The following is a 16548-nucleotide window of genomic DNA, read 5'->3' as shown; positions in this document are numbered from 1 at the left end:
AATAGAAAGTCAAGCGAAAAAGGGGGTTATTTCATTGGTTGAGAAGCTCTCAAAAAATTTCTTTCTCTATCTTTCAAAAAATAAAGTACTAAATAAAGGTGCGAAAAGATGGGGTCTTAAATTAGGAGCAGCACAGGTAGTAGCTGGCGTAACGGTTGATAGTGTAATGAAAGTGGTTAAAGTGTTAAACAGTAAAGGATTAGTTTGTACGGTCGATCATCTTGGTGAATTTGTCCTTCATAGAGAGGAGGCCAATCACTCTATGAAAGTATGTATTGACACACTAGAAGCCATTTCAGCTACAGGTGTTAATTGCAATCTTTCATTAAAATTAACCCAGCTCGGGCTTGATATAGACCGGCAATTATGTATCGATCATATGCGTGCGATTTTGGATGTTGCTAAAAGAACGAATAATTTCGTTCGAATTGATATGGAAGACTACTCCCATTATCATCAAACTTTAGAGATCTTAGCGGAATTACGTAAGACATATGACAATGTAGGTACCGTTTTACAAGCATACTTGCACAGTGGAAAAAAAGACTTAGAGAGTTTAAGAGGTGTCCCTTTGCGTCTTGTGAAGGGAGCCTATAAGGAGTCTCCTAAAGTCGCTTTTCAAGATAAAGAAAGAATCGATGAAAATTATTTAGAGATGATCAAACAACACTTGTTAACAGGTAGTTACACGGCTATAGCTACTCACGATCATCGAATCATTGAACAGGTTAAGCGGTTTTGTAAGAAGTGGAACATCCCTAAGTCTCAGTTTGAATTTCAAATGCTATATGGTTTCCGTACAGAGCTGCAAGAACAAATTGCTAAGGAAGGGTACAAAATGCGTGTATATGTCCCCTTTGGTCATGACTGGTACGGCTATTTTATGAGAAGGTTAGCCGAAAGACCTCAAAATGTTTCTTTTGCACTCAAGGGCTTTTTTTCTAAAAAATAAGCCTAGACGAAGTAGAGGTTGTGTCAGAGGGAACTGAAAAAGGGCGCTTTTTCCTTTTTCAGTGTTCTCGATTCTAATAAAAAGACTTTTTTAGTTCTACAGATAGTCTTTTTTAGCACAACCAATATGCAACCAAAGAAGAAGTATATATTAATGTAACGTCTTTTGAAAGGGGTTTCATTATGGGGGAGCAGAAGAAAATATCAATCGTTGGTGTTCCAATGGACTTAGGGCAGATTCGTCGTGGTGTCGATATGGGACCGAGTGCGATGAGATATGCTGGTTTAATAGAAGGGTTAAAGAATCAAGGTTTTCAGGTGGTTGATTATGGAGATATCACCATTCATAGGTCGACAAATGGAACCAATCAAGAACAAAAATTAAGAAACTTACAAGAAGTGATTAAAGTAAGTGAGCAATTGTGTAGTGAGTTAGATGAAGCGATACAAAAACGCGGATTCCCACTCGTATTAGGTGGGGATCATAGCATTAGCATTGGGTCAATCGCAGGAATTGCCAAGCATTACAAAAACCTAGGCGTTATTTGGTACGATGCTCATGCAGATTTAAACACGGCTGAAACCTCTCCATCTGGAAATATTCATGGCATGCCACTTGCTATTAATCTAGGATTGGGTCACAAATTATTAACAAATATTGGCGGATATTCACCTAAAGTAAAGCCAGAGAATATTATTATTATTGGTGCTCGTTCGATTGATGATGGGGAACGTAGATTAATTAAAGAAAAAGGAATCACTGTTTTTACCATGCATGAAATTGACCGTCGAGGGATGACGGCGGTAATGGAAGAGGCAATTGATTATTTGGCTAAGCGTACAGATGGAGTCCACTTAAGCTTTGATTTAGATGCGATCGACCCTATCTATGCTCCCGGGGTGGGGACGCCTGTATTTGGAGGCGTGACTTATCGTGAAAGTCACTTGGCAATGGAATTGTTAGCAGAATCAGAGCTGATCACATCAGCAGAATTTGTTGAAGTGAATCCGATCTTAGACGATAAAAATACAACGGCAGATGTTGCAATTGAGTTAGTGGCCTCTTTATTAGGTAAGCAACTTCTTTAAAAATAAAGAAGTGTTACAAGAAGAATGTGAGGGGGGAAAGCGTGAAGAACTCAAAGGATATTATTAAAAAAACAGAGCAATATGGGGCAAAAAATTATCACCCGTTACCAGTCGTTATTTCAGAAGCGAACGGAGTTTGGGTAAAGGACCCTGAAGGAAACACGTATTTGGACATGTTAAGTGCATATTCAGCTGTTAATCAGGGGCACTGTCACCCTAGAATAGTAGCTGCATTACTTGATCAAGCAAATAAAGTGACGTTAACTTCTAGAGCGTTTCATCATGACAAACTCGCTCCATTTTATGAAAAAATAGCTGAATTAACTAAAAAAAATATGGTGCTACCGATGAATACAGGGGCAGAGGCAGTGGAAACAGCAGTAAAAGCTGCGAGACGTTGGGCTTATAATGTAAAAAAAGTAAGTGACAATAAAGCTGAAATTATTGTTTGTGAAAATAACTTTCATGGACGGACGATGACGGCTGTATCCTTGTCTTCAAATGAAGAGTACAAGAGAGGATTTGGGCCAATGCTTTCTGGTATTAAGGTCATTCCTTATGGGGATATAGAGGCATTGAAAGTAGCAATCACTCCAAATACTGCCGCCTTTTTGCTTGAACCAATCCAAGGAGAAGCTGGGATTATCATTCCTCCCAAAGGGTATTTAAAGCAAGCATCTGACATGTGCAAAGAGAACAACGTCCTATTTATAGCAGACGAAATTCAATCTGGATTAGGCCGAACAGGAAAGCGATTTGCTTGTGATTGGGAAGGGGTACAACCAGATGTGTACATTTTAGGAAAAGCATTAGGTGGTGGAGTATTCCCTATTTCAGTTGTGGCAGCGAATCAAGAGATTCTTGGTGTTTTTGAACCTGGTTCCCATGGATCGACCTTTGGAGGAAATCCGCTTGCATGTGCAGTCTCGATAGCAGCCTTAGAGGTGATAGAAGAAGAGCGATTGGTAGAGCGGTCATTAGAACTTGGCAATTATATGTTGAAGCAGTTACGTAATATTAAAAACCCTGTGATAAAAGAAGTAAGAGGGAAGGGGTTATTTATTGGAGTTGAACTACATGTTCCTGCTAGAGACTATTGTGAAAGGTTGAAAAAGGAAGGGTTATTATGTAAAGAGACACATGAAAATGTCATTCGGTTTGCTCCTCCTTTAGTGATTGAGAAAAAGGATTTAGAGTGGGCCATTTCAAAAATTTATAAAGTTTTTCAATGAATGAATAGCCGTTATTAGTTTGCTATTGGCCCATTAGATTCTCAAAATGATAAAAGGAAGCGCTTTCTAGGGTGACTTGCTTAATTCTGCTGAATCCTGTACGATTTTCGTATGACATGATATTAGGGGTAAATGGTATGGGGAAAAGCAATTATATTTTAGCAGAGTCAATCGGGTATAAAATTACGAACACGGCACGTCTTATTACGAATCGTTTAAATAAAAACTTTAAGCAAAATAATTTGCCTGTAACAAATGAACAATGGGCCATTATGATTAGGCTATGGGAAGAAGATGGATTAACTCAGAACAACTTAGCAGAATTAACAAAGAAAGATTCACCAAGTATTTCAAGGCTAATTAACAATATGGTAAAAAGAGATCTTGTTACAAGAGTCCCACATCCTGTAGATAAACGGACGAACCTAATATTCTTAACCGCAACAGGAAAGAAAATGCAAATGAGTATGATTGAACAGGCTCAAAATACAGTGGATCAAATCTCAAACGGTATAGATAAAGAAGAGATGGATGTCTTCTTAAAAGTTTTAAATAAAATTGATCAGAATTTAACTGATTAAGTGTACACCCCTATTCTCTAAATGAGAATAGGGGTGTTTTTTATTAGTTTCCAATCATCCCCTTTAGAATTCTATATAGTTGTTTAGACAATTAATTCATAGTTTAATTTTTGGATGTTTTCGAAAAGATTATTGCTATTAAATAGTTTTTCTCTCAGTGAAATGGAGCGGAAGTCACTCGACTCCTGCGGGTGTTGAGGTTGGGGCGAGACCCCACAGGCGCAGCCGAGGAGGCTCGCCACCTCCTTGCGGGTGCGAGTGACTGGAGCGCAATGAAACGAACAGGTGAAGGACACATAAGCGATAAAAACAACAAAATATGCTAAAAAAGCCTAATTTCTTTATAACGTGAATGAAATCATATTGAGTACATATATTGTAGCGTTTGTAAGGAAAAAAATTACTTGTTTAAACAAGTAATGTTAAAAACACTGTTGACAATCGTTATCGATTAGGATTAAAATCGGTATAACGATAATCATTATCAATGAAAAGGTACTTCTTTTTTTTGTTTCTAGTTGATTATGATTCTCATTTGTTGAACGATAGGGGGCTTGTACGGTTTTCTTTACTAGTAGAACAAATTTTCTTAAATAGAAAGAGCTGTCTTCATTATGCATAAACGTTACTTAGTACTAATCCTAATCATCTTATCGATAGCATCATTGTTTATAGGAGTTAGAGACATTTCTCCGCTTGATGTGTTTCGTCTATCAGAAGATCAACTTCAAACCATGTTGCTTGTCAGGTTCCCAAGGTTAGTCAGTATTATCATTGCGGGTGTCGGGATGAGTATCTGTGGATTGATCATGCAGCAGTTAACAAGAAATAAATTTGTTTCTCCTACTACGGCAGGGACTTTGGATTCTGCGAGACTTGGAATCTTGGTATCTTTAATTCTATTTACTTCTGCTAGTCCCATCCAAAAAATGCTTGTTGCGTTTGCGTTTGCGTTAGCAGGTACATTCATCTTTATGAAAATATTAGAGCGTATCAAGTTTAAGGATACGATTTTTATTCCGCTTGTTGGGCTGATGTTTGGGAACATTGTTAGCTCTGTAACAACTTTTTTTGCCTATCGTTACGATCTAATCCAAAACATGTCCGCTTGGCTACAAGGGAATTTTGCCGTCGTAATAAAAGGGCAATACGAACTTCTTTACATAAGTATTCCAGTTCTAATCCTTGCCTATATCTTTGCAAATAAATTTACGGTAGCAGGCATGGGGGAAGAGTTCGCCGTTAATCTAGGATTGAATTATAAACATGTCATGAACATTGGTTTAATTATTGTTGCATTAATCACTTCGGTCGTGGTCTTAACCGTTGGGATGATTCCTTTTTTAGGCCTTATTATTCCGAATATTGTTACGATTTATAAAGGTGATAATCTACGCGAAAACTTACCGTATACGGCACTACTTGGAGCTATATTTGTACTTTTCTGTGACATTTTAGGGCGCATTTTAATCTACCCATATGAGATAGCGATTGGTCTTACTGTTGGGGTAATTGGTAGCGGTATTTTTCTTTATTTATTGTTAAGGAGAAAGACATATGGGCTATAAAGGGAAGTTAACAACATTATTTGTCATCGCAGTCGGTCTTATTATTCTTTACTTAACAATTGGAGCTAATGGCAACTGGGAATATGTCCTGCCAAGAAGAGGCTACAAAATAGCTGCTATTATCTTAACGGGTGCCACAATCGCATTTTCAACAATGGTGTTTCAGACAATTACAAATAACCGAATTTTGACTCCGAGTATTATTGGATTAGACTCACTTTACTTATTGGTTCAAACCTTTATCATTTTTACCTTTGGTTCTTTAAGTGTGGTTATGATTAACAAACATTTAAATTTTGCCGTTTCGATTGGTCTTATGGTTGTATTTGCTAGTCTTCTCTTTAAATTGTTGTTTAAAAGAGAAGGACAAAATATTTACTTTCTTTTATTAGTTGGACTTGTGTTTGGTACGTTATTTGGTAGTTTAACGACGTTTATGCAAGTACTAATTGACCCAAATGAATTTCTGATGGTACAAAATCGGATGTTTGCTAGCTTTAATAATGTAAACACAGATATTTTATGGATATCTATTGTTCTGATCGTAATCATCTTTTTATACTCGTACCGTTATATCAAATACTTGGATATTTTGTCTTTAGGGAAAGAGCATGCTGTGAATTTGGGCGTCGATTATGATCATGTCGTAAAAAGATTGCTTATTATTGTAGCTGTCCTAGTGGCAATTGCTACGGCTTTAGTCGGACCTATTACGTTTTTAGGATTATTAGTAGCAAATGTTGCTCATGAGTTTATGAAAACATATCAACATAAGCATTTAATTGCTGGAGCCGTACTGATTAGTGTAGTTGCTTTAGTTGGTGGTCAATTAATTGTTGAAAGGATTTTTACTTTTTCAACGCCACTAAGTGTCATTATTAACTTTGTTGGTGGAGTGTATTTCCTATATCTTTTATTAAAGGAGACAAAAAAATGGTAGAAGTGATGAATGTTTCAAAACAGTATCAATCTAAAAAAGTGGTAGATAGTGTCTCAGTTAAGATAAGAAAAGGGACAATTACTTCATTTATCGGCCCTAACGGTGCGGGAAAAAGTACATTGCTTTCCATTGTGAGCCGTTTAATCGCAAAAGATGAAGGGGAAGTAAAGATTGATGATGTTGATATTAGCCAAACAAAGAGCAATGAATTAGCGAAAAAAGTCTCTATCTTAAAGCAATCAAATAATATTTCTATACGATTAACGATTCGTGATTTAGTCTCTTTTGGAAGGTTTCCATATTCTCAAGGAAGATTAACAAAAGAAGACAAAAGACATGTAGATGAAGCGATTCGCTACATGGAATTAGAGGATATTGAAGATAAGTACTTAGATCAGTTAAGTGGAGGGCAGAGACAACGTGCACATATTGCAATGGTTATTGCCCAAGATACAGAATATATTTTACTCGATGAACCACTGAACAATTTAGACATGAAACATTCTGTTCAAATTATGAAAGTGTTAAGAAGAATGGTTGATGAATTAGGAAAAACCATTGTTATCGTTTTACATGACATTAACTTCGCATCCTGTTATTCGGATTTCATCGTCGCATTAAAAGATGGAAAAATTGTCAGAGAAGGCCCTGCACAAGAAATCATTAATAATGCAGTCCTAAAAGAAATATACGACATGGACATCCCGATTAACTGCGTAGGAGATAAAAAGATTTGTGTTTATTTTAGATAGATTACGTAGCAAAAGGGCGAACTTCCCTTTTGCTACGTAATCGAATGAACCTCAAGGAGATATTTCCTTGAGGTACTAATTAAAACACGGATGATAATGATTATTATTATCTGTGATGAAATCATTGTTAATTAATGATATTGGTGGTTGTCGCAAGTCCTCGGCCAAGGTAAGCAATTGCTCTTGCACTAATGACTACCAATCTCTTTAATTATAGATATTATATAGAAACTAGGAGTGAGTAGGATGAGAAAGTCATTAATGTTGTTCCTTGTGACATTATTATTAACATTATTTGTTGCAGCTTGCGGGTCAAGTACTGAAACAGAAGGTGAAACAGTAGAACCAGCTGAAGAGGAAGTAGAAGAAGAAGAGGCTGAAGAAAGCGAAGAAGCTGCTGATGAAGCAGAAATTACAGTTACGCACCAATTAGGTGAAACGGTTGTACCTAAAAATCCTGAAAGTGTTGTTGTTTTTGACTTAGGTGTGCTGGATGCTTTAGATACATTAGGGGTGGATGCGATTACAGCCGTTCCTACGGATAGTGTTCCAGAATATTTATCGAAATACCAAGGTTCAGAGTATGAGAATGCAGGTACATTATTTGAGCCAGATTTCGAAAAGATCTATGATCTTCAACCAGATTTAATTATTATTTCTGGAAGAGCGCAAGAGGCATATGACGAGCTAAGTGAGATAGCCCCTACTTTGTTTGTACAAATTGATGCAGCTAATTATATGGAGTCATTTGAAAATAACATTCATCTTTATGCTGAAATCTTTGGAAAAGAAGATGTAGCTGAACAAGAGCTTGCTGCGATAGAAGAATCACTAGTTTCACTACAAGAAACATCATCAGCTAATGAATCTGCTGGTTTATTGATTATGGCAAATGATGGAGCGATTAGTGCTTATGGTCCGGGATCTCGTTTTGGAATCCTTCATAATGAATTTGGAATTACTCCTGTTGATGAAACCATTGAAGTTTCAAATCATGGACAAAACATCTCTTTTGAGTACATTGCTGAAAAAGATCCAGAATTCTTATTTGTTGTTGACCGTGGTGCAATTGTTGGTGGAGAATCTTCTGGACAACAAACAGTTGAAAATGATTTAGTTAAGGGGACACAAGCATACCAAAATGGCAACATTGTTTATTTGGATCCTGTGTACTGGTATATCACTGGTGGTGGTATTACAGCAACATCAGGAATGATTGATGAAGTGAGTGCCGCAATTAATGAATAATTAGATGAGAAAGAATGGCAACGATGAAGATATGGTTGCCATTCTTTTCTTTGTTTAGCGAAATATTGATTGAGAAAAACTACGTAAACTATGATTCATGAGCAAAATTTAGTGTAATATGGATAAAGGATTCCTTTTTCGAGGTATCAAGTAAGTTTGAAGATGAGTTATCTTCTAGTAAGGAGAAGATAACCCGTTTGTAAGGATGGTTGACAGTGACTTTTTTAGATTTTTTACATAAACGCAATCAGCTTTTACTCATTATCATTTGGGTATGTTGTTTTTTCTTTCTTCTTTTAGACGGAGTGTTCTTCCCTGATTATGTTTGGCCGCCAGTAGGAATCATTACTTGCCTAAGTTTGCATCTCTTCTATTTGTTTATTAAAAATCCGGTTGTGATGATGTATGTCATGATTTCAGGGATTTATGTATATACGTTTGTTGTAAATTGGATTTATCCAGAAGTCGGATATTTTATGTTTATCTTTTTTGGTGTCATGCTAGCTTCGGTTTATCAACGTCTGGATGCCTTAATTTATGCTGGGATATTAGCTACTTCTATGATTGTTTTTTTCTTTCATTATTCTTTTGAAGACATTTTCGTCCATGTTGAGCAAGACGAGGTATTAACGTTTGTCGTGTTTTCTTTTTTAACTATTATTTACTTTGTCTTTCATATTCGATTTACGAGGGAGTTGTGGATGAGAGCTCAAGAGAATGAACAGATTGCCAAACAAGAGCTACAAACGACGCAAGCTCATTTGGAATCATTATTCTCAAATGTAAAAGAAGGCATTATTATGTTTAATGAAGGTGGGGAAATTCTTTCCTTTAATGAAGCTTTCGAACAGTTATATGGCTATTCGAAACAAGATCTTGCCCAGGCAAGTATTACTAGAATTTTTGGTGAAGAATGGAGAACGATTCTGCAAGACTGTCACCCTTTTTTAGAGCAGAAACATAATACAAAAGATAACCGCGTAATTTTTGTGAATGTATCTGTGTCAGAAATTGCTACAACTTCCAATTCAAAAGTGTATTCAGCCTTTGTTCAAGATGTAACAGAGATGAGAAAAACAGAGGAACAAGTGATTCAAGCTGAGAAATTATCTTCGGTCGGTCGTTTAGCAGCGGGAGTAGCTCATGAATTGCGAAACCCTTTAACTGTTTTAATTGGATTTGTTGAACTACTTGATGAACGATCTGAGCGGAAGAAAATATTGATGATTACTGAATTACAGCGAATGAATTTGATTATTGACGAATTGCTCATGCTAGCAAAGCCTCAAGCAGTGGAGAAAGCGGTCATCGATATCGAACAGGTGCTAGATGATGTTTTATTTTTGTATCAAGGCTTTTTTAGTCAGCATGAAATAGTCGTATCTAAAGTTAGAAAAGGAAAGGTTCCTTCTATTTATGCTGAGCCGAATCAAGTGAAACAGGTCTTTGTGAATGTATTAAAAAATGCAGTAGAAGCGATTGGATATAATGGAAAAATTCAAGTTGTGTTGGAGCAAGAACAAAATGAAGAAGTCACCATTATGATTGATGATAATGGTACGGGACTTGACCTAGTCGCATTATCTAAGTTAGGTGAGCCTTTTTTTACAACGAAAAAAGATGGAACAGGTTTAGGGACGATGATCGTAAAAAAAATAATGAACGATCATGGCGGTAGCGTGAACTATCAGAACCTTCCCGAAAAAGGAGCAAGAGTTACCTTAACGTTTCCAGGAACACCTGTAAAGCTTTTAAATCATTGAAAAACAGCTGTAAAACAAAGGCTATTTGTATGAAAAAAGCAAAATTTAAGTATTGCAAAACTTACAAGTATGAACAAAATGAGTTGAAGCTATTTATTACTAGCGATTAACTTTACTTTTTCTTGATAGACGGTGGTGGCGTGAAGCGCCGCCATGGGAGTTATTCGTAAAGATTGTTGCTGTGAAGAAACGGTTTTTCTCGTAGTGAAATGGAGTGGAAGTCACTCGACTCCTGCGGGATGCAGAGGGAGGCCACTGAAACAGTGCTCATTTTTTTCGGGCAATAAATGGAATGTTTGATATCATCAAACCTTCAACCTGTCGACCAAATCTCGCAAAGCGAAACGGTCGACAGGCTATTGCCATTTAAAGAGAGGGGCCTTGAAAAGTCGCTTCGAATCCGCTCCCGGGATGGGGGGACACGCACCTGCAGGCGGGCGTTGAACTAAACCGGCTGCGCCGGTGGATTTCAACCTGCCCTTCCCTCCTGCAGGAGTCGGCCCTCCCATCCCGTCCGCTTTGTTGAGAGGAAATAGGAGAAATAGCTTAAAAAGGCTTTTGAAAAATTAAACTCCAAGGCTTTTTGTCTACAGTCTGAAGTTTAATTTTCATCAAACATTTAACGGTCATTTTATTTTATAATTTAGGTATTACACAGATGTAGATGAATCTAAGGATATCAACTGAAGAAACAATAACACTCATTGGAGATACAGCCTATTCTGAAAAAGATAACATTCAATTTGCGAAAACAAATAACATGAATCTTGTGTCCAAACTACATCCTATCGTTACACACGGTACACGAAAAAATGATGAATTCGAATTCAATAAAGATGCCAGGATGTATGTTTGTAAAGCTGGACATATGGCTACTCACAAAAAATATGATGAACGAAAAGGGAAAGATACCAATCCTCGAATCCGATACCTATTTGATGTTAAAAAATGCAAAATCTGTCCATTTCAAGAAGGGTGTTATAAAAAGGAGCAAAACCTAAGTCGTTTTATGTGACCATTAAATCAGAGGAACATTCTGATCAAGAAGCCTTTCAACAAACAGAAGAGTTTAAAGAAATGGAGAAGTCACGTTATAAAATAGAAGCAAAAAATAGCGAGTTAAAACATCGACACGGGTTAAAAATTGCATCATCCTCGGGTCTGTTTGGTATGCAAATTCAAGTAGCTACCACGATATTTGCGGTAAATCTCAAGAGAATAATAAATCTTTTAAATGAAACAAGTATGCGAAAACACCCAAAACAAAAGAAGTCACTTAAAAGGTCAAAGGCCTTCTAAGTGACTTCTTTATTACTTGTCACGTCTGATTTTTGGAATAGAAAGGTAGGTTCCCCATCTCCAGAACCATTCAAATGGACCGATATAAAAACGGTTCAGCCACCATTTACTAGCTAAGAGTTGCAATGTGAAGAATAAAAAGACAAGCAACAATCCCATAAAGGTACCGATACTAGAATATAAACCAAGTCCATAACCGTAAAATAATGTAGTAAAAATAATGGATTGTAATAAATAGTTCGTTAATGATAATCTTCCTACATTCGATAAAGGCTCGAGAAGTTTTCGGCCACGTTCATTTGTAGCAAGCAGTGCAATGCTTGAAGCATAAAACATCGCAACAAGAGGCCCTCCAACGGTCGTATGCAGCATTTCATAGGCATAGTTATCAATGAATAAATAAGCTATTTTACATGGAAACCCAATAAGCAATGTTATCCACCAGACGCGTTTGAAAAGAGGGCGGTTGGAAGCAACATCTAACAGCCATTTCTTTCTAGCGACAAAAGCTCCTAGTAAAAACATTCCTAATACACTCACCATCGCTGTTGCATTGATAATCATATCTCCGGCCCAGCCTAGCCCTAGTGGATCACTAGTGAAGCGGAAATGGACGACTTCTGAGTAGCTACCTGACATCAATACTTCCTTTTCTTCTATTGAATATTGTAGGAGTTGATCATCTAAACTAAATGAATCATCTTCAGGGCTAGCAATGGATAAGGCCATAAGAAACAATAGCAAGAAAGACCAAATTAATAGACCTCTTTCTTTTAGTTTTAAAAAGAAAAATAAGATAAATGCAGTAAGAGCATATACAAAGAGGATATCTCCATCCCAAATGAATACCCCATGTATAAAACCGACAATGAGTAAAATGAACGTACGCCTAAAATAGACCACTCCAAATCGTAAATCTCTCTGCTCAAGCCGTTCTTTTAAAAAGGCCATCCCATAACCAAATAAAAACGAGAAAAGGGTATAAAAGCTAGCTTGTGCAAAAACAAGAATAAATCCTTCTGCTATGTGGTCAACGATTCCAAGGGGATATAGTTGATGTATATCAGAGACGAATAGGCCATATTGAAAGTGTAGGCTGTTGGCAATTAGAATACCTAAGAGGGCCAGGCCTCTCATCATATCTAACGTGACAATCCGCTCACCTTCTTGTAAAGGACGGGAATGACTATTCATGAATAGCTCCTTTCATTAGTTGTTTTCCTTTAATTGTAAATTAACATTGGTCAAAAGAACAAGACGAATGTATGATCTTTAAGTAAGATTTCTTTTAAGAACGCATCACATTGATATAAAATAATAATAGAATCTAAATAAAGGAGTGAATCACATTGCAAAGCAATTCTGTTGTTTCATTAATTCAAAGCCATCGTTCCATTCGTCAATTCACTGACGATCAATTATCCAAAGAACAAATTGAACAAATCATTGAGTCAGGACGTTGGGCTCCAACTTCTCATCATGTTCAAGCATATAGCATCATCGTTGTTCAAGATGAAAAAAAGAAAAGAAAACTAGCGACGCTATGTGGAAACCAAGCTTATGTTGAAACGTGTCCTGTGTTTTTTGTGATCTGTGCGGACTTCTATCGATTAAAACAGGCAAGTGAAATTCATCAGCAAGCCTTTGAAGCAGGAGAACAGGAACAAGTACTTGTTGGAGCTGTGGATGCCGCTTTAGTTGCTCAAAACATGCTCTTAGCAGCAAGATCATTTGAACTTGGCGGTGTCATGATTGGTGGGATCAGAAATGATCAGGAGGCAGTTGCACAATTGCTCAACTTACCATCGCATACGTTTCCTGTCATGGGTCTTTGTGTTGGCTACCCAGATCAGAATCCTGAGCAGAAGCCACGTTTGCCCCAACAAGCCGTCGTTTTCGCTGAGGAGTATAACAAGGAAGATTTAGTTGAACAGATCAATGAGTATGACGATGTTATGAAGAAGTATTATTATGAACGAACCAATGGGAAACGTTTAGACACATGGTCCAAACAAATGGCCACGTTTTTCTCTACTCCAAAGCGGCCACAAGTTGGTGAATTTTTAACGAAGCAAGGGTTTACTAAAGGATAACCGACATGCTCGATAATTATTGGGAAAGATAATGAACGATCTTAATGATAGAGTCATCTTTGTAAAGTTAGGACTCTTCTTGAATTTAGAGAGGTGTGAAAATATTGAAAGAATTCCCACAATCAGAAGCGTTGCAACGATTGCCTGAACAGTTTTTTGCAAAGCTTGTCAATAAGGTAATGAAAGTGAAAGAACAACATGATGATGTCATTAATTTAGGACAGGGGAATCCAGATCAACCAACACCACAGCCCATTGTTGAACAATTAAAAAAAGCAGCAGATAACCCCGTTAATCACAAGTATCCTCCATTTGCTGGATACCCTTATTTAAAAGAGGCTGTTGCAGACTATTACAAAAGGGAATATAACGTGGAGATTGATCCTAAAACGGAAGTTGCGGTACTTGCTGGTGCGAAAACAGGTTTAGTAGAGATCAGTCAGTGCTTACTTAATGCTGGAGACACTGTTTTAGTCCCTGACCCGGGATACCCCGATTACTGGTCTGGAATTGCCCTAGCAGGAGCTAACATGCATGAAATGCCTTTAAAACAAGAGAATGATTTTCATCCTGACTTTTCTGAATTGAATGATAACACATTACATAATGCCAAGCTTATGTTTTTAAATTATCCAAATAACCCAACAGGGGCAGTTGCTACCCCTACATTATTTGAAGAGGCGATTAGCTTAGGCGATAAGCATGATATATGTATTGTACATGATTTTGCCTATGGGGCTATTGGCTTTGATGGTAAGAAGCCAATCAGTTTCCTCCAACTACCTGGGGCAAAAAATGTCGGGGTAGAAATGCTAACCTTATCTAAAACATATAATATGGCTGGTTGGCGTGTCGGCTTTGTTGTCGGGAATCGAAGCATCATTAAAGCAATAGAACTTATACAAGACCATTACTATTGCAGCATATTTGGAGGGATACAAGAAGCGGCTGCATTTGCTTTGAAGTCCGATCAATCAAGTGTTACACAATTAGTTAAGATGTACGAAAGTCGTAGAAAGGCACTGGTTGACGCCGCTCATAAAATTGGATGGAATGTACAAGCACCTAAAGGTTCCTTTTTTGCTTGGTTTCCTGTTCCGAAAGGATATACATCTGAGAGTTTTGCTGAGGTCGTTTTAGAAAAAGCTAGAGTCGTTGTTGCACCGGGTGTTGGTTTTGGGAAGCATGGAGAGGGATATGTTCGAATTGGGTTGTTAAGTGATGAAGAGGTACTTCAAGAAGCGATGGAGAGAATCGGCAAGCTTCAGTTGTTTTCGCAATTAGTGAAATAAATAGGGCATAGGACATCCGTTTTCTTTCATATGAACATAGTGAATGTTAATTTGTTCAAATGGAGGGACGGCTTGTGATAAAACGTCTAGACAAATTGTTAATTGATCTACCAAAGCCGGAGCATCCGGATGCTAATGCTGCTGCAGCCGTACAAGAATTGCTCGGTGGGAAATTTGGAGAAATGTCGACGTTAAATAATTATATGTATCAATCCTTTAATTTTCGGAGTAAGAAGAAACTTAAACCATTTTATGATTTAGTCGCAAGTATTACGGCTGAGGAATTTGGTCATGTTGAACTCGTCGCGAACACGATTAATAACATGATTGAAGGCACCACCTTTACGGCAGATCCTGATATGCAACCAATGCAAAATGCAAAAGATAAGCGTAATACGTATCACTTTATTGACACGGCTCAAACGTCTCGTCCCATGGATTCTATGGGGGCTCCCTGGAAAGGAGAGTATGTCTTTAACAGTGGCAATCTGATTTTAGATTTATTGCATAACTTCTTTTTGGAGTGCGGGGCAAGAACACATAAGATGCGAGTATATGAAATGACAGAAAACCCAGTCGCTCGTGAAATGATTGGTTATCTCCTTGTTCGTGGTGGCGTCCATGTTGTTGCTTATGCAAAAGCACTTGAAATTGCAACAGGTGTGGATATGACAAAAATGGTCCCGATCCCGAATTTATCGAACAAAGCTTTTGACTATGCTAGAAAATATGAAGACCAAGGAATTCATCGCAAGCTGTATACGTTTAGCGATACAGACTACCAAGATATTGATAAGATTTGGAAAGGGACTCATCCAGAGGATGGAAAGCCAGTGGAAGTGATTCGAGGCGCTCCACAGGGCGCGCCGATTCCAGATTATCCTGAAATACCTGAAGAATTTGCTCCAGGTATTTCTCATGAAGATTTCTTGGAAATTGCTAAACGCCTTCAACGGTCTGCTGGAATTTAATTTAATGAATCGAAGTGTTCCAATAGGGAGAGCCTGTTGGAACACTTTTTTGTTGGTACAAATTGGTACGAAACGTTTGTTAAACGCTATCATTCTTTCTAGTGTTTCAGTACAATTAGTAATGTATGAATGCAATGATTAACGAAAGGGTGATATCGTTTGAATATTTATTGTATAGGTCGTAACTACGCAAAACATGCTGAAGAATTAGGAAATGCCATTCCAGAACAGCCTTTGCTCTTTTCAAAACCTAGTCATTCGTTAACACGAGCAAATGGTCAGTCTATTGTCTTGCCAAAAGGGCTAGGGGAGATCCACTATGAATTAGAAATCGTATTAAAAATCAATAAGCCTGTTCAAAAGGGAGACAAGGTCACGGATGTGGTTAGCGAGATGGCACTTGGCCTTGATCTAACCTTAAGAGATGTTCAGTCTGAATTGAAGAAAAAGGGACAGCCTTGGCTTCGAGCAAAAGGATTTAAACATTCAGCGATCATTACGAACTTTTGGACGTTTGATCAAGAGGAGTGTGCAACGACAAGCTTTGCTTTTGAGTTAAATGGGGAACGTGTTCAAATTGGCAATAGCCGTGATATGATCTTTCCATTTCAAGACATCATAGATGAATGTGCAGAATGGTTTGGACTGGATGAAGGGGATCTTATTTTTACTGGAACACCTGAGGGAGTTGGTCCGATTAACTCGAAGGATGTCGGGAAAATGTTTTGGGGAAAAGAAGAAAAAGGTCATTTTCTAGTAGATTAGTATT

Annotated in this window: 14 protein-coding genes and 1 pseudogene; 14 read left to right on the top strand and 1 reads right to left on the bottom strand. The window is 37.6% G+C overall.

The features are described from left to right. The first annotated feature begins 34 nt into the window (after positions 1-34). The 10 genes and pseudogenes from LQ50_RS15735 to LQ50_RS25015 form a co-directional block, all read left to right on the top strand. A complete protein-coding gene (locus tag LQ50_RS15735) occupies positions 35-952 on the top strand; it encodes a proline dehydrogenase family protein (RefSeq protein WP_034631123.1) in 918 nt (305 codons plus the stop codon). Positions 953-1134: 182 nt separating this feature from the next. Then, a complete protein-coding gene (gene rocF, locus LQ50_RS15730; protein ID WP_034631122.1) occupies positions 1135-2040 on the top strand; it encodes an arginase in 906 nt (301 codons plus the stop codon). Between the two features lie 41 nt (positions 2041-2081). Next, positions 2082-3272: an ornithine--oxo-acid transaminase gene (locus LQ50_RS15725; RefSeq protein WP_034631118.1), complete on the top strand. Its 1191-nt coding sequence runs from the start codon at positions 2082-2084 to the stop codon at positions 3270-3272. A gap of 137 nt (positions 3273-3409) precedes the next feature. After that, positions 3410-3853, top strand: coding sequence for a MarR family winged helix-turn-helix transcriptional regulator (locus LQ50_RS15720; RefSeq protein WP_034631116.1), 444 nt, complete (start codon positions 3410-3412; stop codon positions 3851-3853). Between the two features lie 614 nt (positions 3854-4467). Then, a complete protein-coding gene (locus LQ50_RS15715) occupies positions 4468-5421 on the top strand; it encodes an ABC transporter permease (RefSeq protein WP_034631113.1) in 954 nt (317 codons plus the stop codon). Then, positions 5411-6361 carry an iron chelate uptake ABC transporter family permease subunit gene (locus LQ50_RS15710; protein WP_034631111.1) on the top strand — a complete coding sequence of 317 codons (951 nt, stop codon included), beginning with the start codon at positions 5411-5413 and terminating at the stop codon, positions 6359-6361. The genes LQ50_RS15715 and LQ50_RS15710 overlap by 11 nt, the downstream gene beginning before the upstream one ends. Beyond that, on the top strand, positions 6355-7113 hold the full coding sequence (locus tag LQ50_RS15705; protein ID WP_034631109.1) for an iron ABC transporter ATP-binding protein: 759 nt from the start codon (positions 6355-6357) through the stop codon (positions 7111-7113). The genes LQ50_RS15710 and LQ50_RS15705 overlap by 7 nt, the downstream gene beginning before the upstream one ends. A 246-nt stretch (positions 7114-7359) precedes the next feature. Continuing rightward, a complete protein-coding gene (locus LQ50_RS15700) occupies positions 7360-8361 on the top strand; it encodes a siderophore ABC transporter substrate-binding protein (protein ID WP_034631107.1) in 1002 nt (333 codons plus the stop codon). 215 nt (positions 8362-8576) lie between these two features. Beyond that, on the top strand, positions 8577-10124 hold the full coding sequence (locus LQ50_RS15695; RefSeq protein ID WP_034631106.1) for a two-component system sensor histidine kinase NtrB: 1548 nt from the start codon (positions 8577-8579) through the stop codon (positions 10122-10124). Between the two features lie 688 nt (positions 10125-10812). Beyond that, positions 10813-11423 (top strand): annotated as a pseudogene (locus LQ50_RS25015) (transposase); the annotation flags it as partial. Between the two features lie 12 nt (positions 11424-11435). Here LQ50_RS25015 and LQ50_RS15685 read toward each other — a convergent pair. Beyond that, positions 11436-12617 carry a DUF418 domain-containing protein gene (locus LQ50_RS15685; protein WP_034631104.1) on the bottom strand — a complete coding sequence of 394 codons (1182 nt, stop codon included), beginning with the start codon at positions 12615-12617 and terminating at the stop codon, positions 11436-11438. A gap of 155 nt (positions 12618-12772) precedes the next feature. On the opposite strand from LQ50_RS15685, the gene nfsA reads away from it, so the two are divergent. From nfsA to LQ50_RS15665, 4 genes are all read left to right on the top strand, one after another. Then, the gene (nfsA, locus tag LQ50_RS15680) at positions 12773-13516 is read left to right on the top strand and encodes an oxygen-insensitive NADPH nitroreductase (RefSeq protein WP_034631102.1); all 744 of its coding nucleotides are present in this window, start codon (positions 12773-12775) and stop codon (positions 13514-13516) included. 104 nt (positions 13517-13620) lie between these two features. Next, on the top strand, positions 13621-14808 hold the full coding sequence (locus LQ50_RS15675) for a pyridoxal phosphate-dependent aminotransferase (protein ID WP_034631099.1): 1188 nt from the start codon (positions 13621-13623) through the stop codon (positions 14806-14808). Positions 14809-14882: 74 nt separating this feature from the next. Next, positions 14883-15779 carry a manganese catalase family protein gene (locus LQ50_RS15670; protein ID WP_034631097.1) on the top strand — a complete coding sequence of 299 codons (897 nt, stop codon included), beginning with the start codon at positions 14883-14885 and terminating at the stop codon, positions 15777-15779. 159 nt (positions 15780-15938) lie between these two features. Continuing rightward, a complete protein-coding gene (locus tag LQ50_RS15665; RefSeq protein WP_034631095.1) occupies positions 15939-16544 on the top strand; it encodes a fumarylacetoacetate hydrolase family protein in 606 nt (201 codons plus the stop codon). Positions 16545-16548 lie beyond the last annotated feature (4 nt).

The sequence above is a fragment of the Halalkalibacter okhensis genome (genome assembly GCF_000787375.1).
In the GTDB taxonomy this organism is placed as follows: Bacteria; Bacillota; Bacilli; order Bacillales; family Bacillaceae_D; genus Halalkalibacter; species Halalkalibacter okhensis.
Note: the sequence above shows the minus strand (reverse complement) of the source record. Positions and strands in the feature narration are given on the sequence as shown.

Coding starts and splice junctions, on each gene's coding strand:
- rocF (WP_034631122.1), top strand. CDS start 1,135: ATGGGGGAGCAGAAGAAAATATCAATCGTTGGTGTTCCAATGGACTTA.
- LQ50_RS15700 (WP_034631107.1), top strand. CDS start 7,360: ATGAGAAAGTCATTAATGTTGTTCCTTGTGACATTATTATTAACATTA.
- LQ50_RS15685 (WP_034631104.1), bottom strand. CDS start 12,617: ATGAATAGTCATTCCCGTCCTTTACAAGAAGGTGAGCGGATTGTCACG.
- LQ50_RS15705 (WP_034631109.1), top strand. CDS start 6,355: ATGGTAGAAGTGATGAATGTTTCAAAACAGTATCAATCTAAAAAAGTG.
- LQ50_RS15715 (WP_034631113.1), top strand. CDS start 4,468: ATGCATAAACGTTACTTAGTACTAATCCTAATCATCTTATCGATAGCA.
- LQ50_RS15710 (WP_034631111.1), top strand. CDS start 5,411: ATGGGCTATAAAGGGAAGTTAACAACATTATTTGTCATCGCAGTCGGT.
- LQ50_RS15720 (WP_034631116.1), top strand. CDS start 3,410: ATGGGGAAAAGCAATTATATTTTAGCAGAGTCAATCGGGTATAAAATT.